Genomic DNA, 18,444 nt, shown 5'->3' on the forward strand with positions numbered 1-18,444 from the left:
CTATTCAGTACCGATCGGTGCATAAATGGGTGGTTCTAGCCGCCCGCGAGAGCGGAGACACATGATGGGGCAGTTCGAAGACAAGACGGCGGTAGTGACCGGCGGCAACGCTGGCATCGGCCTGGCCACGGCCAAGCGGTTGGCAGCCGAAGGTGCGCATGTCTTCATCACCGGACGCCGGGAGGCCGAGTTGCACCAGGCCGCCGCCGTCATCGGCAACGCAACCGCGGTGCCCGGCGACGTGAGCGTCGCGGCCGACGTGGACCGGCTCTACCAGCGCGTGCAGGATCGGGGCCAGGGCCTCGACGTGGTGTTCGCGAACGCCGGGATCAATGCCCTGGTCGGGCTGGAGGAGCTCACCGAGGAAATCCATGACTCGATCTTCGACATCAACGTCAAGGGCACCTTCTTCACCGTGCAGAAGTCGTTGCCGCTCCTCAACGACGGTGCGGCGATCGTGCTCACCGGTTCCACCGCCGCTGAGGGCGGCGCCGCGGGCATGAGTGCCTACGGCGCCTCCAAGGCAGCCATCCGCGCCTACGCCCGCGCGTGGGCAAGCGAGCTCGGCCCCCGGGGCATCCGAGTCAACGTCGTCTCCCCGGGCCCGGTGGACACCCCGCTGTGGGACACCGCCTTCGGGGACCGTCGGGAGGAGATGATCGCCGGCGTCGCGGCCGGCATTCCTGCTCAGCGACCCGGGGATCCGGACGAGATCGCCGCCGCCGTCGCCTTCCTGGCCTCGCCCCAGAGCAGCTTCGTCTACGGCGCGAACCTCTACGTCGACGGCGGGCTGGGCCAGATCTAGTGACCAGCCTTGGGTCAGCACCCACGGGTCGCGCCACGAACCGTCCGATTGGTGTCGGTGTCGTCGGGCTGAGCGCCGCGGGCGGCTGGGGAGCCGGGGCCCACCTTCCGGCGATGGTCGCGGCCGATGGTTTCGAGCTCCGTGGACTCGTGGGCAGCACGGACGAGTCGGCGCGCGCCGCCAGCCGACGCTACGGTGCGCCGTCGTACGCCTCGGTCGAGCAACTGGCGGCCTCGGACGATGTCGATCTCGTCGTGATCACGGTGAAGACCCCGAGCCACCGGGACCTGGTCCGATCTACGACCGCTGCTCGGAAGCCGGTCTTCTGCGAGTGGCCCTTCGCCGTCGACCACTCCGACGCGGTGGAGCTGGCCGCGTCGGCGGCCGGTGTCGCTACCTTCGTCGGCCTCCAGGGCCGGTCCTCGCCACACTTCCGGTGGCTGCGTGACTTGGTTGCCGCCGGCTACGTCGGCGAGTTGCTCTCGGTGACGGTCTCCTCCACCGTTACCGAGTGGGGTGGACCGGTCTCCGAAGGATCGCTCTACACCCTCGATCGGGATCAGGGCGGGTCGATGCTCGGAATCGGGTTCGGGCATGCCATCGATCCGGTCCTGATGGTGGTCGGAGAGCTTGTCGATGTGGTGGCGACGACGGCAACCCGCCATCCCCGGGTGCCGCTGGGTGGCACCGGACGACTGGTGCCGATGACCAGCGTGGACCAGATCGCAGTCTCCGGCACCCTGCCGGGGGGTGCAGTGCTCTCCGCGCACCAACGCGGCGGCACCGCCTCCGGCCCGGGGTTCTGGCTGAGGATCGACGGTAGCCGGGGGACGCTCGAGGCCACTGCCCGCAACCATCCCCACATCGCGCCCGTGACGGTACGCGGCGCCCTGGGCGGACACCCCCTGACCGAACTGACCCTGCCTGCGGCGTACGACGAATTCCCGCGCTTGGCGGGGTCCCACCTCCACACCCTGGCACACGCCTACGCACGGATCGGACACCAACTGCGTGGCGGCGCCACCGAGATACCCGACTTCGCGCACGCCGTCACCCGCCACCGCCTCCTGGACGCGATCACCGAGTCCGCGGCGACCGGTCGCCGTATCTTCCTCTGAACCGAGCAACACCTTCGCCCGAGTGGCCGAACTCCCGGCCGCTCAGGGCGGCTACGGCCGCATCACGTCGACCCATGCAAAGGACCGACCGTGACTACCCATGCCGATCCATCCCCGACAGCCGCCAAGACCGAGAACTGGCCCGGCGTCATCGCGCTTGGCCTGGGCATCTTCGCTCTCATCACGGCCGCGTTCCTTCCCGCGGGACTGCTGCCCCGCATCGCCGGTGGCCTCGACGTCTCAGCAGGCGTCGCCGGACAGACCGTGAGCGTGACCGCCTTCGCGGCCGCGGCATCGGCTTTCCTCATCGCCGTCGTGCTGCCCCGCGCCGACCGGCGCCGCGTGATGATCGGCCTCACCCTGCTCGCCATCGCCTCGAACCTCATCGTCGCGATCGCTCCCAACCTCGCCGTACTCCTCCTCGCACGAATCCTGCTCGGGATCGCGCTCGGTGGTTTCTGGGCGATGGCCACCGCCGTGGCCTCGCACCTGGTGAACCCCGAACGACTCGGCCGCGCTCTGACCGTCATCAACACCGGCGTCGCCCTCGCGACTGTCGCAGCCGTGCCGATCGGCGCCTACCTGGGGGACGCCTGGGGTTGGCGCGCGGTCTTCGTCGTAGGTGCCGGCGCAGCAGCGATCGCGCTGATCGTCCAGGCAACCACGTTGCCACATGTCGAGCCCGTCAGCGCCAGCAGCATCAAGGCACTCGGTGCTGTGCTGCGCTCCGGGGTCGTGCTGGCCGGCCTCCTCGGAATCCTGCTCGTCTTCAGCGGTCACTTCAGCGGGTTCACCTATATCCGACCGGCCACCGAGACGCTCTCGAACCTCGACGCCGGCGCCTTCGCTCTGTTGCTGCTCGTCTTCGGCATCGCCAACTTTCTCGGCACCCTCCTGGCGGGCCTGCTTGCCGACCGAGCGCCGAGAATCGGCCTCCTGCTCTTCCCGGTCGTCATCGGTGCGGGAATGCTGCTCACGTACGCCGCCAGTGGCTCGACTGCACTGCCCTTCGTCGCCGCAGCAGCGTGGGGCCTCGGCTTTGGTGGCGTCCCAACCACCGTGCTCAGCTGGAGCGCTCGAACCGAACCAACTCGCGTGGAACAAGTCAGCGGTGTCATCGTCACCGTCTGCAACGTCGCCATCGCCGTTGGGGCCGGTATCGGCGGGACTCTCGCTGACAGCACCTCGCCCACCACACACTGCTGGTCGGCGCCATCGCAGCCATGGCCGGTGGCCTCATCCTGACCAGCCTCCGCCGCCCAAGGCCGTGCACAGGACCAGTGCGTCCGCCGGGCGAGAAGCGTTCTTCGAGGGCCACGCCCCCGCGTACCAGGTCCTCGGTGGAGTCCCGATCGGGAAGATCCGCTACGACAACCTCGAGGCCGCGGTCGCGAGAGTAATCAGGTTCTCCCGTCAACGAGTCGGGGCCGAGGGGTGGACCGCGTTCCGATCTCATTACCGCATCGAAGCCTTCTACTGACCGCTGCCGGGCACGGGTGGTGGTGTCGATGCAGACCAACATCGCTGGCGCTGATCCCGCCCAGTTGGTGTCAGAACTCGGCTATGAGTGGTGTCGGACGAAACCCCCGTAGCCACTCGCGAGGTCCTCCTGTTCCGGTGTGCCGGCCTGGACGCTGACTGCCCGAGGGGCACGCCGGGGGATTCCTTGCCTCGCGATGACGTCGGCCGGTACCGTCCGAAGGACCGTGGCGCCGCGCCGGCGCTGACTGCTGTAGGAGGCGGCATCGAGTCTGCCGAGAAGCCGCCTGCGTCCTTCCCCGCCGACGGGGACGACGCTCCGGTCGAGCGCGAAGAGAAGCCCGTTGAGCACGGAGTCAAGCAAGCCCCGGTCGAGCGCGACGACGCGGCCTCCGGCCGGCGGCGGCCGGGACCACCGCGCTTCGTGCCGACCGGAGACTCCGCGGGCGAGACGACGTCGGCGCAGGCGGTGCTGCTGGCCACGGCGGGCGCTGCTTTCCTGACGGTCGCGGCGGTACTGCTGCTCACCGGCTGGGCGTACGCGACCGCCACGGGAAGCACGGACCTGAACCGACGTGACGTGGATCCGGTGTTCGAGGTCCGCGACAAGCTGGTCTGGATCGCGGCCCTGGTGATCGCCGGCTCCTTGGGCTTGGTGCTCGCCCTGATCAAGCGACCAGTACGGCGCCTGCTGGAGTCCTGGCCGGTCCTCTTCCTGACGGTGGCCGGCACGGCCGGTGTGGCGTACTCGGCCGCGTGGGTTGACGGCTGGATCGGATTCGGTCCGGCGAACCTGCTCCTGGCGGTTGCCCTGGTCCCGCTCCTGGTCTTCGCCGTCGGCCCGTGGTCCCGAGGTGCAGTGCCCTTCCTGTGGCCGGCGGTCGTGGCGCTCGGCCTGGTGCTGTACTTGCCGGCTCTGTGGCAGACCCCCCGCGGCATGTACGACCCGTACCACGCCGCACGCAACATCGACGAGCTGCTCGGACCAGTGGCCGGCAGCTTTCCGCTGTCCGACTACGTCCCGCAGTACGGCGGGATGCTTGGCCTGCCACTGATCCCGTTCCGGTCGCTGGTGGCAGCCGACGTCGAGTGGTGGATCATGTCCTACCTCTCGGTGCTCAGCGTGATCACCGTCGTCGCGTTGTGCGTTGCCGCGGCCATGATGCTCCCCCGCGGGCGACGTGCGCTCGCGCCGCTGCTGGTGATTCCCGTCCTGCTGATGAAACCGAGCAGCCCGGACGGCCTGACTCCCGCCGGAGTCCAGCGCCTGTTCCAGACCATCCCGGAACGGTCCCTGTTGCCGGTGCTGCTGGGAGTCGTCCTGTTGCTCGCCGCCTCGCGGATGCAGGCGCGGAGCCGCTGGATCTGGGTCGGGGTCATCTCCTGCCTCGCCGCGCTGCACAACATCGAGTCCGGGGTGCCGGCCACCGTCGCGGCCGCGCTGCTCCTGGTCGCGCTGCGCGCAGGGTGGCGCGCCCTCGGGTACTTCGCGGCCGCGTGGATCGGCGTTGTCGTGGTGTACGCCGGCGTCCTGGCGCTCGCCGGTGGTTCGTTGCGGCCGGAGTACTGGGCGGGCTTCGTGCTGGAGTTCGCCAACGGCTTCGCGCAGCTGCCCATGCCGCCGTACGGCAACTACGTCTTCGTGCTCTTCGTCCTGGTGGCGGGCACCGCCAGCGCCTTCCCCGTCGTCTGGCGAGGCCCTGCCGCCATGTCGGTGGCGGCCACCGGCGGCCTGTACTTCGGCGCGTGGGGTCTGCTGATGTTCCCGTACTACGTGGGCCGGTCCAGCAGCCTCGGCCAGCTCCAGTTCTTCCTCATCCCGGCCAGCGTCGCCGCCATCTGGCTGCTGATCGGGGCCGCCAGGGCCGTGCAGGTCCGGCGCCTCACCCCTCGCCTGGCCTACGCGGTCCTGCTGTGCTGCCTTCCCGCTGCCCTGTGCGCCACCACCGTGATGAAGGCGCCGTGGCCGGAGACGAACCTGAAGCGCCTCACCGGTGGCTTCTCCCCCGACAGCGATTTCCGGAGCACGGCGCACGGCCCGCGGCCGGTCGTCGACGAGCAACAGGCGCAGCTCATCCGCGACGTGAGCGCCGACGCGCGCAAGCCGGTCGGCTTGTTCTTCACCTCCGGCAACGTGGCGGCACTGAGAACCGGCCTGCCCAACGCCTCGGTCCTGGCCGTCCCGCAGGAACTGATGGCCCGGCGCCCGTGGTCCGGCGACCCCAACGACACGGGCAACGCCGCGTTCCGCCGCATGCAGTGCCGATCCTTGCAGCAGTCCGACCTCAACTCGGTCATCGCCGAGGACCTGATCGCGGACGCCCTCGACAGCTGCACGGGCTTCACCCGAGGACAACTGGACCGCGGCATGGTCGTCTTCACCCGAACCTCCGGCTGACGGCGTACGCACCGCGCCCGAGCTCAGCGGGTCGGGTCCAGTGGAGCAGGTAGCGGAACAACGGCAGTCGTCGCCACCGGACGCCGGGAAGAGTGGCGGTCGCGATGCTGCGTACCTCGGAATAGGTGTGCGGGAACCGCATCTCGACCGGCGCAGAGTGCTGCCAGTAGCCGCGCGTTCGGGACAGCACCTGGTGCTGCAGGATCCCGACCCCCTCGACCAGGTAGTCGCTGACTGTCGACGCTCGAGCGCATCCGACCACCACGACGCTTCCGCCCGGGGCGGTGAGCTCAGCGAAGCGGCTGAGGCCGTCGGCCAGGTCCGGCAAGTGGTGCACAGTCGCGATGGTGCCCACCAGATCGAAGTGCGCGAGCGGGAGCGACTGTGTCATCACGTCCCCGTGCAGCCACTGCACGTCCGCCTCACTCGCCCTGGCTCGTTCCAACACGGCGGCATCGGGGTCGATGGCAACAACTTCCGGCACCCGCTCGCGCAAGTCCGTCGCCAGCAACCCGTCCCCCGTCCCCACATCCAACGCGGACCGGGCGTTCGCCGGCAACGCCGCAAGAACCAGTCGGTGATAGTGCGTGTTGTGATTCCACCGTCGCTTGAGATCAGTCGGCATCTTCAGAACTATGACACGCAGTAGGTCCGCTGCAGGCGGAGCAGCCACTGGGCACGGCCGGGCCGGCTAGGCATGATGGAGAGCGGGAGGAGCGCGAGTGATGGCTAGGTCGACCGCGCCGACACCGCAAGCATCGACACTGACGTGAGGGGATCCGGTGACGGAGCTGTCCGAGCTGTTCGACTACGACGCGGAACTGCGCCGGCACAACGAACTCCTCCGCGCCGCAACCCGCGTCGGTCCCGGTGACCGCGTGCTCGACATCGGCTGTGGCACTGGCCAGACCACGCGCGAGGCGGCACGAGTCACCGCATCCGGTAGTGCGGTCGGCGTCGACCTCTCCGTCCCGATGCTCGAACAGGCCGTCAGCTCAGGACGACCAGGGACTGTCCAACGTCGCCTACCAGCACGCCGACGCCCAGGTCCATCCGTTCCCGCCGGCGTACTTCGACCTGTGCATCAGAGCATCTCGACGCCTTCCGCGCGGGCCGCCGTACCGACCCGGTCGACTTCGGCTCCTGACCCCACCGGTCCCTGCGGTCGGCACGTCCGTCAGCAGGCGATGCCGGCAACGATCTTGTTGATCGCGGCTCGTTCGGACGGCTCGCGGAACTCCACGCTCCAGAGCGCATCCTTGACCGCGCACGCTTGCACCCACCGCACAACCCGCTCCCGCTCCAGCTCAGCCGCCTCGGCGAAGGCTGCCAACTGATACGTCAACGTCTGCACCAGATCCGCCTCGCGCGCGATGAGATGCCACCGATCGCGGAGCAGGTTGACAAGACCCTCCGGCGCAGGCACCGCCAGCCGGCGGTTCAAGCGTCCCGCGACAACCACTCGCTCGACGGCGTCGGCCAGGTGTGCCAAGCAGTCGCTGCCCGCCTTCTCCAGCACCATCGCGAAGATCCCGGCATCGTGCTCCAGCAACCGCACCGCACCACGCCCCGCCCACGCCGCGAGCGCCTTCGGTTCGGCGACGTTGCCAGGATGGGGAAACGAGATCTTCAGGACAGCAGCGGCTCCGTCGGCCCGGCGTACCGGTACGACGATGCCGACCGCGCCGTGCATCGTCGCACCCGACAGCGTGAGCTCCCACTGCGCGAGAGCGTGATCGACCAGGCCGGGCAGCACGTCGAGCCACGCTGTGCCCGGCTCGCCCTCCCGCTCGCTGATCTCCCGCACGAACGGCTCCGGAACCCCGATCGCCACCTCTGCGTCATTCACCGTCATCTGCCGCCCCGGAACCGGCCAGCAGGGCGGCGAAGCCGTCGAGGTGCCGCGCGAGGCTGTACTCGAACATCCCGTCCAGGTCCGCCGCGGTGTGCGCCGGGGTGCGGGCCAGCAGGGGGAAGCGCGCGAGCAGTTCACCGGCCCGATCCCGCTGGCCGAGCCACCACATGTCGAGGCTCACACCGGTCTCCTGCTCCGCTTCGATCTCGTCGGCCAGGGAGAGTCCGGCCGTGACGACCAGCGCGTGCAGCGTGAGCGCTTCGCGCGTGACCGTCGCGATCGGCAGGCCGAGGCCGTCCAGCGCCCGCAGGGTCCACTCGGTCTGCGCCATCATGTTCGGCATCAGGACCGGCCGGGTGAACGAGATCGCCCTGGGCAGCCAGAGGTGCCGCCGGCACAGGTCCCACTGCCGGCGGGCGATCAGTTCGAGCTTGGCGCGCCAGCCGGCCGGCCCTTGGTCGGGAAGCTCGCACTCACCGAAAACCTCGTCGGCCATCTGGGCCAGCAGTTCGTCCTTGCCCTTGACGTGCCGGTACAGCGACATCGGCCCGACGTCCAGCTCGACCGCCAGCCGTCGCATCGACACCGCGTCGAGGCCCTCGGCATCCGCGACCGCCACCGCGGCCCGGAGGACGCGCGTGCGGGTCAGGCCCTGCTGAGTTCTCCGGCGACGCCCAGGGCTCTTCGGTAGCGAGCGGTGGCTGACGACGGTCCCGGAGCCGACCGTGGTCTCAACCAGCCCGTCGTCGCGCAGCCGCGCGATCACCTTGGTCGCGGTCGAGATCGCCACGCCCTCGTTCTGAGCGATCTGCCGCACCGACGGCACGCGGTCGCCGGGCCGCAGGTCACCCGCGACGATCCTCGCCCGCAACTGTCCGAGGATGCGCTGGTACGGAGAGCTCATCCCTCAAGTGTACTAGTTCACTTTGCCCTCTGCAGAACACTTTTCTCTTGATGCTGAACGATCGAGCTCGGCAGCGGCGAATTCGTAGATACGGTGTACGCATGATCACGCAGGCCACTGACGCAGACTTCACCACCGTGGTGGACGTCCTCACCGAGGCGTTCCAGGACGATCCACTGGTCGGGTGGCTCTTCCCGGACGCCGCCGAACGGGCCCACCTGCAAGCGCGCTTCTACCGCTCCCAGCTCGCCGACCCGTGCGTCGAGGCGTACCTGATCGACGGCGAGGCCGGCGCTGCGTTGTGGAGGACAACGAGTTCGGAGGCGACGCCCTCCGGCGACGGCTCGGAGCCCGACCTGGAGGCGGCCTTCGGACCGGCCGGGGCGCGGTTGCGGGCCCTGGGCGCGGCTCTCGCAGTGCGGCACCCTGTCGCGCCGTACCTCTACCTGTCCTGCATGGGCGTCACGGCCGGTCGCCGCGGCACCGGGCTCGGCTCGGCGTTGCTGCAGCACCGGCTGGACGAGGCAGGCGACGTCACGGCGTACCTGGAAGCCAGCTCACCAGGAAGCCGTGCTCTGTACCTGCGCCACGGATTCCACGACTTCGGCGCACCGGTGCAAGTGGCGGACGGTCCGCTGCTGTGGCCGATGGCGCGCCTCCCCCAGAAGAAGGAGATCAACCGATGACAACTCGACCCACCGTCCTGATCGTGCACGGAACCAACTCGTCCTCGTTGTGGTGTGCGGGACTGGTCAGGGAGCTGACCCTGCGAGGAGTTCGGAGCGTGGCGCTCGACCTGCCCGGTCATGGTGAGGAAGCGTTCTACCCGCGCTCGTACCAGGCGCCGCAGGATCTCGGCGCGCTCGCCACCGAGCCGTCACCGCTGGCCGACGTCACCATCGACGACTACGTCGAGCGCGTCGTGGACGTCGTACGCCGGGCGCGCCGCCAGGGGCCGGTGATCCTCGCCGGCGCCAGCCAGGGCGGCGTCACGCTCAGCAGAGTGGGCAACGCCGTACCGGAACTGCTGGATCGGGTCGTCTACCTGGCGGCGTACTGCTGCGTGGACCTGCCGAGCTTGACCGCGTACCTCGAGACGCCCGAGAACGCCGAGAGCCTGTTGCCCCTGGTGCAGGCCGCGATCGTCGCCGACCCGGCAGTGCTGGGGGTCACCAGACTGAACTGGCGCTCGGCCGACCCCGCGGTTTTCGAGGGCGTCCGGCAGTGCCTGGCCGGCGGCTTCACCGACGCGGAGGTGAGTCGGCTGCTCAACCGGCTCGAACCGGACGAGAGCGCGACCATCCCGCACGCCGAGGCCCGCGGCCGGGCGGAGTCCTGGGGCCGGATCCCGCGCACGTACGTGCGGTTCACCCAGGACCGGTTGATCCCGCTCGCCCTGCAGGACCGCTTCATCGCCGAGGCCGACCGCCTCACCCCGGACAACCCGACCGACGTCCGCAGCATCGACGCCCCCCACGTCGGCCCGTTCGACCGCCCCGACCTGGTCGACATCCTCGAAGACCTCGCCCAGATGTAAGCGGCCGGATCCCGATCCCGAGCGGTGATTATGCTCGGCGGTGCGGGTGGGCGCGAAGGCCTTGCCGCAGCGGACGTCCTCGCCGCCGGTCTGGTTGCTCACGCCATCCAGCTCGGCCGTCGACGCGGATGGAGTCCAGACCGCCCCGGCTCGCCATTCCCACTGGACCTCTCTGAGGGCTTCACCGCCTCGAGCTGACCTGTCAAGCACGCCCTGTGATCGACGCGAACCCGAAGCGCCCTGTGCGCCGGGTTGACCAGTTGAATCCACGTCGGCGCCGGCTGGGGCCTGGACCTTCGCTATGTTTGACCGACTTTGCCGATGCTCGTACTCCAGAACGGGCGGCGGGCCGGACGGCCGAGGGGGCTGGGTTTTGTGCGGGCGATACTGCTGAGCGGCGGGCTGGCGGCGATCTGCTCCCTGCTGGGGACCCGGGTCGCCGTCGGCTGGTTCACCCGTCGTGGCTTCGGCCAGCCGATCAGGCAGGACGGGCCGACGACGCATCATGTCAAGCGGGGTACGCCGACGATGGGCGGTCTGCTCATCCTGCTGAGTGCCGCGGCGGGCTATCTGACGGCAACGATCGTGACCGGCGGGTCCCCGAGTGCCAGCGCCTGGCTCCTGATGCTGCTGTTCTTCGGCTGCGGAGTGGTGGGGTTCCTCGACGACTTCATCAAGGTCTACACGCAGAACAACCAGGGTCTGAGCAGTCGGGCCAAGATGGCGGGTCAGACCCTGGTCGCGCTCTCCTTCGGGATCCTGGCCACCCAGTTCTTCGCCGACGAGCGAGGCGTCCGGCCGGCGTCGCAGTACATCTCCACCACCCACGACTGGGGGATCAAGCTGCCCCTGGTCGTGATCCTGCTGGTGATCTGGTTCATCGTCACCGCGACCTCCAACGGCGCCAACCTCACCGACGGCGCCGACGGGCTGCTCGCGGGCTCCTCGGCGTTGATCTTCGGCGCGTACACCATCGTGAACGTCTGGCAGAACAACCAGCTGTGCGACTCCTCGCGGCCCACCGTGGTGCAGGCACAGTGCTACCAGGTGCGCGACCCTCTCGACCTCGCGGTCTTCGCCGCCGCCATCGCCGCGGCGTGCGTCGGCTTCCTCTGGTGGAACGCCAAGCCCGCACGGATCATCATGGGCGACGTCGGCTCCCTGGCCATCGGCGGCGCCTTGGCCGGACTGGCCATCATGTCGCGCACCGAGCTCCTGATGGCCGTCGTCGCCGGACTGTTCGTGCTCGAGACCCTGTCCGTGCTCCTGCAGATGAGCTACTTCCAGCTGACCAAGCGACTCACCGGCACGGGGCGTCGCATCTTCCGCATCGCCCCCATCCACCATCACTTCGAACACCTGGGCTGGGACGAGGTCACCGTAGTGATCAGGTTCTGGATCGTCGCCGGGATCTGCGTCGCCGCCGGGCTCGGGATCTTCTACGCCTCCTGGCTGACCTGAGCCGACCCGCAGGTGGACGGCGCCCCCAGCAGCCCACCTGCTCCGCGGACCCGACAGACTGTTGCACATGCTGAGCCCGACGGTCTTCGACGAACAAAAACGAGAGATCTGTGAGTCCGGACCGCCCAGTGACGGTGACAATCTCTTGGGTATGGAGGTCGACTTTCTGGCTCTGCTGAGTGATACGACCTACGCCGACCAGCCACACGAACTGTGGGATGACGCCGTCGTCCAGCGAAACGAACGAGGCGAGTGGCTGATCGACGCCGCGGCAACGGCAAAGCCCGGCGTCACCGCCGCACAAGTCGAGGCAGCTCTGTCCACGGCCTGGACGCAGCACCTCCGATACCAGTACCGCGAGGCGCACACGCTGCGCACCGAGCCGGCGTCCGTCACGCTGCAGGCAGTGACCCAGATGGACCCAGCTGACCTCTGGGTCACCGCACGAGTGCGAGTGAATTTGTCCTCTCCGGTGTAGCTCCGGCGAGGGGATCGAACGGCGGGGATCTGCCGGCGCGCGCTCAGTGCAGCGGCGCCGGCCGCCACGAGATTAGGTCCTATGTGTACGGGTTGTCGAAGAACGCCATGCCGCCGCCGACGAACTCGCCTGCTGTCACGCCGTCCGCGTCGCCTCCACCGCCGTCACGCTCGCGCAGCATCACCCAGACGCGGTCGATGCGCTTTGTGGTGGTGACGGCGTACGAGGAGCGGTGGGTCACGCCGTTGCCGCAGCCGTTGGTGTCGGCGACGACGGCGCGGTCGGTCCGGGTTCCGTCGCGGAACTGGATCCGGAGCAGCACGTAAGCGCCCTCACCGTCACCCCGACCGCTGGCGGTGTAGCGGCAGTAGTCGATGACGTTGGTGTCGCGGAGCCTGATCGTGGAGGCACCGGTGTAGCGCAGGTAGGTGGTCATCTTGGCGGAGCCGTCGTTGTCGTCGCGCGGCGCCGAGGGCTTCGTCCGGTTGGCGATCAGGTCGGCGGCGCTGGCCGATGTCGGCACCACGGCGGCGCTCCCGAGCGCGATGGCGCGGAGTCGCTCACACCTGAGCCGACCCGCGCACTGGCAGAAATTTTGCACAGGCACGGGCCACTCAGGATCGGGCAGCTAGCACGGGCTGCCGAGCCGCACCGCGGGACGCACATCGACGGGGAGGCGGTTCACTTGACGGCTCGTTGCCGCGATCAGGCTGTGCAGGACCAGGTCACCGGACGGGTACGGCCCTGTGCGTCTGCGCTGTTGCCCGCGGCTGTGTTGTTGTTGGTGACTACGGAGGCAGCAGTGGAGAAGGGGTCGCCGGCGGCGAGTGCGGGGAGCGGTTGCTGCTGGTCTCCAACCCAGATCACCGGACCGAGGTGGGCATCGAATCCCACCACCGTTCCGTGGTCGTTCACCCCGGCCGCGGTGGGATGGTTCCCCGGCAGGGCACGGGGGCCGGTCGGTGCCCACACCACCGCCTGGCCCAAGTCCTCGGGTCCACCGGTCAGTACGGCAGTACCGACGATGTAGGGACCTGCGGCGGCGCGTGCGACCGAACTGGAGCCGGACACAGGGCCGGGCAGCGTCGTCAGTCCTTCGCTGACCGTGCCCTTGATGGCCTGCTGCCTGAACTCTCCGACCGCCTCGACCCACCCCACGACGGCGCCGTGCTGGGTGACGTCGGTGAGGTAGGCATTGCCCGCCATCACGCCGAGATCCTGAATCGAGTGGGGGGAGTCCGCAGTCCAGGCGACGGCGTGGCTGGCGCCCCCGGCTACTGCGTAGCCAACGATCAGGCCGGCGTCGTTGATCGCCGTCGGCACGGCGTAGCCGCCGGGCAGCAACGGAAGGTCGATGACCTGGCCACCACGCCAGAGGACTCCGCGCGACGGGGTGTCCTCACCCTGGGTAACGCCGATGACGTCCCCATGGCTATTCACGTCCTGCGCGGTGGCGTCCGTGCCGCCCGGAGCATCGAGCACGGTCACCTCGCCGTCGTGCCACACCAACGGGCGTGTCCTGCCGTCCGCATCGACGCCGTAGCCGGCAAACGAGTGGTGGCGGTCGCTGTTGCGCACGTGCCCGGAACTCCACCCTGCCGGTAGCGGGAGCTCGTTGACCACCCAGGTGCAGCCGCCTGTCTTGTCCCGGACGCTTGGCGCCGCCGCCGCCGGAGGCGGCATCAGCATCACGGTTGCCGCGACACCCGCGACCAGACCGGCAAGCTGCGGCAAGCATCGAACACCGCGCATCGACCACACCATCTGTCCCCACCCTCTCAACGACGGAGGCGTCAATCTAGCGGAAAACTGACGGCTCAGATACAGGAATGCGTGACCACCGTGGTGGGCCGCACCGGTCACCCTTCCCGGATCACGAAGGCCCGTGGCGCACGCACCGGCCGTCGTCGGCCAGTACGCCGACCAACTCGTTCGTCTGGGTGCCCATCGGACGGAGTACAACTTTTCCGCGCAGCCTTGCATCGAGCCCCGTAGACGACTACTGGGGAGATCGAATGCTGCAAGGAATCCTCGCCACCGCGGCGGGTCTGGCGCTCGTCACCCATCCACTGCCCGCGGCGGCCGCCGCGACCGTGGACGGCGTGACGATCGCCTGGAGCGACACCACACACACCAAGATCCGGATCACCTGGACCGAATCGACGCCAGTCGCGAACACGCTGCGCTTCCAGAGCGGCGCGCACCAGCTCGACCTCGGCGCCACGACCGCGGCCCAGCCGAACGAGGTCCTGATCAACACCTCTCACCTCGGCTCGTCCGCGCAGTACGACGAAGGCCGCATCGTCGTCAGCTCCACCGGCGGCGGCGAGGCGAGCTCACCGGCGTTCGACCGGTTCCTGCCGGGCATCGAGCCGGCGCTGAACTTCGCGGCCGACGGGCGGTGGACCTGGCGCGACGCACACTTCCTGCCGGCCGACACCACACCGGACGATCCCCTCGACCTCGACCTGATCGCCCGGTACACGCCGCGGCTGCTCGTCGACCAGGAGCCGCGGGTGCTCGCCGGCTGCGGCGTGATCGAAGGACCGAACACCAGTACGACGACCGGCCCCGTGCCCGCCGCCGATCAGGCCGCCGCGCTGGTGGTCAGGTCGGTGAACGAGTGGGGACGCAACGGCCGCTACGGGTTCAGCCTGCCGGTGACGACGGCGACGATGTCGCTCACCGCGCCCACCAGCACGCCGTACGGCGCACCGCTGGTGCTGACCGGCCGGTCGATGGAGAAGCGGATCACTTTCACGCCGACGACCGGGAGCTGCAGCATCGCCGACCGGCCGCTGGACGGCACCCGTCTGGAGGCGCGCGACTCCAGCACCGGTCCGTGGTACCTGGTCGGGACCCTTCCCCAGCAGCGCGGCGACGGGAACGTCACCGCCACCTTGGTGAATCGCGGCGCTCGAGAGTTCCGGCTGCACCAACCCGAGATCCTCTACTCGCGCTACGTCGATCTCGGCGCGGCCTCAGCGGTGCGCGCGGTCCGCACCACGACGCGGGTCGTCTCGGCCAAGTTCATCCAGCCGGCCATCACCGCCGGCACCCGGCCGCAGGCCTACCTGTGGGTCGACCCGGCCGGCACGCAGAAGGCTGCGCTCCAGTTCAAGAACGCTTCCGGGGTTTGGCAGGGCCTGACCTACCAGACCTTGTCCGCCGGTCGAGGGCTGGTTGCCTTCAGCTGGAACGCGCGCGGCACGTTCCAGTTCCGCTGGTGGGTCCCCGGCTCGACCGGTCCGACGGTCGACGCCGTGTACAGCCCCGTCTTCACTCTCACAGTTCGGTAGGTGCCACTGATGATGACTTCCTTGCTCGCTGCGACTCTGCTCTCCACCACGCTGACCGCGCCGCCGTCCGTGCTCGCCGCGGACGTCCGGCTCGCCTGGACCACCGACGGCAAGGTCCGAATCAGCTGGAGCGAGACCTCTGCCGCGCCCAACACCGTCTCGCTCGAACGTGACGGCGCCGACGACCTGTTGCTGGGGAGCCCATCGGCGGCCCAGCTGAACGAGCTCGTCCTCGAACCAGCCGCGCTGGAGCCCTCGACGGCCGGCACCAGCGCCGCGCGGATCGTGGTGTCCGAACCGAGCGGCGACATCGCCCGCTCGGCGTACTTCGACCGCTACCAGCGCGACCGCGTCGTACCACGGATCAGCTACCTCGCGAACGGGGACCTGGCCTGGTCGGTCCCGCCGGACCAGGTCACCGACACGACGCCGAACGACCCGCTCGACTCGGCCAAGCCGACGACGTACGGGTTGCGGCTGATGAGCGGGGAGCAGCCGTGGGCCTACGACCGGTGCCGGATCGAGTACACCACGCCCAGCACCGCGCCGAACGGCGTGCTGAGCAAGCAGCGGGCGATGGAAATCAGGACCCTGGCGTACAACGAGTGGGGCACCGCGGAGCTGGACTGGCGGCTGATCGGGAGCAGCAGCGTCGCGCTGAACGCCTCGAGCACTTCGCCGTACGGCGCGACGACCACGCTGACCGGCAAGGTCGGCGCCCGGGCGATCTACGAGAACCCGAAGCCGCCCGGTGACGTCCCGCCGATCTGCTTCGACGCCGACGGCGGTGTCCGCGCGAACACGGCGATCACCCTGCAGGCGCGGAACTCCGCCACCGGTCCCTGGTACGCCGTCGGCCCCGGCAAGACCGATGCTGCAGGCAACTACAAGTTCTCGCTGCGTACGCCGGGCACACGCGAGTACCGGGTTACGGTCGGCGGCACCTCCTCGATGCAGCCCGCCACCAGCCCGGCCCGCACCGTCCGCTCCTCCACCCGGGTCGTCTCGGCCAGGTTCATCCAACCGGCCGTCAAGGTAGGCACCCAGCCCCAGGCCTACCTCTGGGTCGACCCCGCCGGCACCCAGAAGGCCGCGCTCCAGTTCAAGAACGCCTCCGGCGCATGGCAGGGCCTCACCTCCAAGACCCTGTACGCCGGCCGCGGCCTGGTCGCGTTCCCGTGGAACATCCGCGGAACGTTCCAGTTCCGCTGGTGGATCCCCGGGAGCACCACCCCGACCGGCCTGCGGGTCGAACCGGCGTACTCGGGTGTGTTCTCGCTGACGGTGTCGTAACCGTCGCACCGAGACCGGACGACGGCCAGCGGCGCCACCGAGATCCTCGGCGCCGCTGGCCCTTTTTGCGCGGACGCTCTGCCTGCCCGCCGGTGGCCATGCCGCAGCTGTTCAGCCAGATTCGCGGCACAGGTATCGATGGGTTGGACAATTGCATTAGACACTTGCGCAAATTGGCCTTAGGGTCGAGCGGGATGGCCCCGAGCACCCAGGAGCGACGATGTCCCAGCAGTTGCCGCGACGCGCAGTACTGATCGGCGGAATGGCAGCGGGCATCGCCGGCCCGTGGCGGTCGAAGGAGCCCCGTCCCGGTGAGTCCGGCTCGGGCGATCGTTCGCTGGCGATCACTCACGTCGACGTGATCGACTGCACGCAGCCACGTCCTCGCCGCGACATGACGGTCCTGATCGACCGAGGGCGCATCTGCGCCGTGGACCGCAGCGGCGCGCTTCCGGTGCCGTCTGGGTTCACCGTTGTCGGGGGACGCGGCAAGTTCCTGATTCCGGGGCTGGCGGACATGCATGTGCACAGCCCCGCGGCGTCGGTGCGGATCACCCCGTCACTCCACCTGGCGAACGGCGTGACGTCGGTCCGCGAGATGGCCGGGACGCCCGAGATCCACCGCTGGCGCAAGGCAATCGAGCGCGGCGAACTCCTGGGCCCGCGATGGACCGTGGGCAGCGAGATCGTCGACGGCTACCCGTCCCTGCTGCTCGGGCCCGGCGAGACCGAGGGCGCGATCGTGGTCAAGGACGCAGGCGACGTTCGCGCGGCGCTGCACCGCATCCGGCGCAGCGGTGCGGATTTCGTGAAGATCTACTCCCGCGTCTCCCCGGCCGCGTTCCGCGCGCTCATGACCGAGGCCCGGCGTACCGGCCTCTCCGTCGCCGGGCACCTGCCGGACGGCGTCACCGTCACCGAGGCGGTTCGCTCCGGCCTGAGCACGATCGAGCACCTCCAGGCGCTCGGCTGCGCGATCTCCACCGACGCCGTGTGGGCCCGGTTGGCCGCCGTCCGCATCGCCGCCGGAGACTACGCGAGCTGGTTCCGCCAGTTGCACCCGATCGAGTACGCCGCGATGACCCAGCAGGACCCGTCGCGGCGGTCGCGACTGCTGGACCTGCTCGCGGAAGCCGGCACGTTCGTCGATCCGACCCTCACGATGCACCTGACGGCGGATCGGCCGGAGGACGTCGACACCGACGACCCGCGGCTTGTGTACATCCCTCAGGAGACGCGGGACTTCTGGACGTACGGTCTCGAGGAGATCTACCTAGCCGGACGGACGCCGCGGGAGATTTCCGAACAGCGCCGCCTCTACGATCTGCGCCTCGACCTCGTCGCCCGGATGCAGGCGACCGGCGTACGTCTGCTCGCGGGGACCGAGGCGGGCTTCATCTATTCGTACCCCGGTTTCGGCATGCACGACGAACTCGTCGAGCTGGAGCGGGCCGGGTTGACGCCGTGGCAGGCGTTGCGGGCCGCGACCCTGACGCCCGCCGAGGCGCTGGGCCGGGCGGACGACCTGGGCACGGTCGAGCGCGGCAAGTTCGCCGACCTGGTCCTGCTCGGTGCCGATCCCCTCGCCACCACGGCCAACCTCCGCCGCATCGACTCGGTGGTGGCCGGCGGCCGGCTGATCACGCCGACGATGCGGCAGCAACTCCTGGCCGACGCCAAGCGCGCCGCCGGGGCCGCCGACGCGAACGCCGGGTACCACGGCGGCTGCGGATGTCACCTGCCGCGGCAACGGCCGGCAGCCGGCGGAGACAGGTCCGTCGGCGAGCGCGGACACGCCGCCGCTCTAGGGTAGGCGC

Annotated in this window: 16 protein-coding genes and 1 pseudogene; 12 read left to right on the plus strand and 5 right to left on the minus strand. The window is 69.5% G+C overall.

The window, feature by feature from the left end:
• Positions 1–64 precede the first annotated feature (64 nt).
• The 4 genes from KFLA_RS32720 to KFLA_RS32740 all read left to right on the plus strand — a co-directional run bounded on the left by KFLA_RS32720 (position 65) and on the right by KFLA_RS32740 (position 5,800).
• Positions 65–805: an SDR family NAD(P)-dependent oxidoreductase gene (locus KFLA_RS32720; protein WP_012924134.1), complete on the plus strand. Its 741-nt coding sequence runs from the start codon at positions 65–67 to the stop codon at positions 803–805.
• Positions 805–1,923 (plus strand): Gfo/Idh/MocA family protein, encoded by a 1,119-nt coding sequence (locus KFLA_RS32725; protein ID WP_012924135.1) that lies wholly within the window; start codon positions 805–807, stop codon positions 1,921–1,923. The genes KFLA_RS32720 and KFLA_RS32725 overlap by 1 nt, the downstream gene beginning before the upstream one ends.
• Before the next feature lie 90 nt (positions 1,924–2,013).
• A complete protein-coding gene (locus tag KFLA_RS32730; protein WP_012924136.1) occupies positions 2,014–3,168 on the plus strand; it encodes an MFS transporter in 1,155 nt (384 codons plus the stop codon).
• 421 nt (positions 3,169–3,589) lie between these two features.
• Positions 3,590–5,800, plus strand: coding sequence for a hypothetical protein (locus KFLA_RS32740; RefSeq protein ID WP_041289591.1), 2,211 nt, complete (start codon positions 3,590–3,592; stop codon positions 5,798–5,800).
• Here the strand turns inward: KFLA_RS32740 and KFLA_RS32745 are convergent.
• Positions 5,781–6,425: a class I SAM-dependent methyltransferase gene (locus KFLA_RS32745; protein ID WP_012924138.1), complete on the minus strand. Its 645-nt coding sequence runs from the start codon at positions 6,423–6,425 to the stop codon at positions 5,781–5,783. The two genes, KFLA_RS32740 and KFLA_RS32745, sit on opposite strands and share 20 nt — an antisense overlap.
• A 157-nt stretch (positions 6,426–6,582) precedes the next feature.
• On the opposite strand from KFLA_RS32745, the pseudogene KFLA_RS39795 reads away from it, so the two are divergent.
• Positions 6,583–6,792: pseudogene (locus KFLA_RS39795) on the plus strand (class I SAM-dependent methyltransferase); the annotation flags it as partial.
• A 185-nt stretch (positions 6,793–6,977) separates the two neighbouring features.
• Here the strand turns inward: KFLA_RS39795 and KFLA_RS32750 are convergent.
• Both KFLA_RS32750 and KFLA_RS32755 read right to left on the minus strand, forming a co-directional pair.
• Positions 6,978–7,649: an aminoglycoside phosphotransferase family protein gene (locus KFLA_RS32750; protein WP_237706648.1), complete on the minus strand. Its 672-nt coding sequence runs from the start codon at positions 7,647–7,649 to the stop codon at positions 6,978–6,980.
• Complete coding sequence (locus KFLA_RS32755; RefSeq protein ID WP_012924140.1) at positions 7,642–8,559, minus strand: GntR family transcriptional regulator; 918 nt, start codon at positions 8,557–8,559, stop codon at positions 7,642–7,644. Before KFLA_RS32755 ends, KFLA_RS32750 begins: the two co-directional genes overlap by 8 nt.
• 101 nt (positions 8,560–8,660) lie before the next feature.
• Between KFLA_RS32755 and KFLA_RS32760 the strand changes: the two genes are divergently transcribed.
• The 4 genes from KFLA_RS32760 to KFLA_RS32775 all read left to right on the plus strand — a co-directional run bounded on the left by KFLA_RS32760 (position 8,661) and on the right by KFLA_RS32775 (position 12,035).
• Complete coding sequence (locus tag KFLA_RS32760) at positions 8,661–9,245, plus strand: GNAT family N-acetyltransferase (RefSeq protein WP_012924141.1); 585 nt, start codon at positions 8,661–8,663, stop codon at positions 9,243–9,245.
• Complete coding sequence (locus tag KFLA_RS32765) at positions 9,242–10,096, plus strand: alpha/beta hydrolase (RefSeq protein WP_012924142.1); 855 nt, start codon at positions 9,242–9,244, stop codon at positions 10,094–10,096. Before KFLA_RS32760 ends, KFLA_RS32765 begins: the two co-directional genes overlap by 4 nt.
• Before the next feature lie 375 nt (positions 10,097–10,471).
• Complete coding sequence (gene mraY / locus KFLA_RS32770; RefSeq protein ID WP_012924143.1) at positions 10,472–11,557, plus strand: phospho-N-acetylmuramoyl-pentapeptide-transferase; 1,086 nt, start codon at positions 10,472–10,474, stop codon at positions 11,555–11,557.
• A 67-nt stretch (positions 11,558–11,624) separates the two neighbouring features.
• Positions 11,625–12,035 carry a hypothetical protein gene (locus KFLA_RS32775; RefSeq protein WP_012924144.1) on the plus strand — a complete coding sequence of 137 codons (411 nt, stop codon included), beginning with the start codon at positions 11,625–11,627 and terminating at the stop codon, positions 12,033–12,035.
• Between the two features lie 79 nt (positions 12,036–12,114).
• Here the strand turns inward: KFLA_RS32775 and KFLA_RS32780 are convergent, their stop codons facing one another.
• Positions 12,115–12,561 (minus strand): hypothetical protein, encoded by a 447-nt coding sequence (locus KFLA_RS32780; protein ID WP_012924145.1) that lies wholly within the window; start codon positions 12,559–12,561, stop codon positions 12,115–12,117.
• A gap of 179 nt (positions 12,562–12,740) precedes the next feature.
• A complete protein-coding gene (locus KFLA_RS32785) occupies positions 12,741–13,799 on the minus strand; it encodes a hypothetical protein (protein ID WP_012924146.1) in 1,059 nt (352 codons plus the stop codon).
• Between the two features lie 251 nt (positions 13,800–14,050).
• Between KFLA_RS32785 and KFLA_RS32790 the strand changes: the two genes are divergently transcribed.
• The 3 genes from KFLA_RS32790 (at position 14,051) to KFLA_RS32800 (ending at position 18,440) form a co-directional block, all read left to right on the plus strand.
• Positions 14,051–15,334 carry a hypothetical protein gene (locus KFLA_RS32790; protein WP_012924147.1) on the plus strand — a complete coding sequence of 428 codons (1,284 nt, stop codon included), beginning with the start codon at positions 14,051–14,053 and terminating at the stop codon, positions 15,332–15,334.
• Between the two features lie 9 nt (positions 15,335–15,343).
• Positions 15,344–16,627, plus strand: a complete 1,284-nt coding sequence (locus tag KFLA_RS32795) for a hypothetical protein (protein ID WP_012924148.1) — start codon at positions 15,344–15,346, stop codon at positions 16,625–16,627.
• Positions 16,628–16,847: 220 nt separating this feature from the next.
• A complete protein-coding gene (locus KFLA_RS32800) occupies positions 16,848–18,440 on the plus strand; it encodes an amidohydrolase family protein (RefSeq protein WP_012924149.1) in 1,593 nt (530 codons plus the stop codon).
• Positions 18,441–18,444: the final 4 nt, after the last annotated feature.

The sequence above is a fragment of the Kribbella flavida DSM 17836 genome (assembly GCF_000024345.1).
Lineage (GTDB): Bacteria > Actinomycetota > Actinomycetes > Propionibacteriales > Kribbellaceae > Kribbella > Kribbella flavida.

Excerpts from the sequence above, each read along its gene's own strand:
- KFLA_RS32800 (WP_012924149.1), top strand. The coding sequence starts at position 16,848 with ATGTCCCAGCAGTTGCCGCGACGCGCAGTACTGATCGGCGGAATGGCA.
- KFLA_RS32775 (WP_012924144.1), top strand. The coding sequence starts at position 11,625 with ATGCTGAGCCCGACGGTCTTCGACGAACAAAAACGAGAGATCTGTGAG.
- KFLA_RS32720 (WP_012924134.1), top strand. The coding sequence starts at position 65 with ATGGGGCAGTTCGAAGACAAGACGGCGGTAGTGACCGGCGGCAACGCT.
- KFLA_RS32785 (WP_012924146.1), bottom strand. The coding sequence starts at position 13,799 with ATGGTGTGGTCGATGCGCGGTGTTCGATGCTTGCCGCAGCTTGCCGGT.
- KFLA_RS32790 (WP_012924147.1), top strand. The coding sequence starts at position 14,051 with ATGCTGCAAGGAATCCTCGCCACCGCGGCGGGTCTGGCGCTCGTCACC.
- KFLA_RS32745 (WP_012924138.1), bottom strand. The coding sequence starts at position 6,425 with ATGCCGACTGATCTCAAGCGACGGTGGAATCACAACACGCACTATCAC.
- KFLA_RS32795 (WP_012924148.1), top strand. The coding sequence starts at position 15,344 with ATGATGACTTCCTTGCTCGCTGCGACTCTGCTCTCCACCACGCTGACC.
- KFLA_RS32755 (WP_012924140.1), bottom strand. The coding sequence starts at position 8,559 with ATGAGCTCTCCGTACCAGCGCATCCTCGGACAGTTGCGGGCGAGGATC.
- KFLA_RS32765 (WP_012924142.1), top strand. The coding sequence starts at position 9,242 with ATGACAACTCGACCCACCGTCCTGATCGTGCACGGAACCAACTCGTCC.
- KFLA_RS32760 (WP_012924141.1), top strand. The coding sequence starts at position 8,661 with ATGATCACGCAGGCCACTGACGCAGACTTCACCACCGTGGTGGACGTC.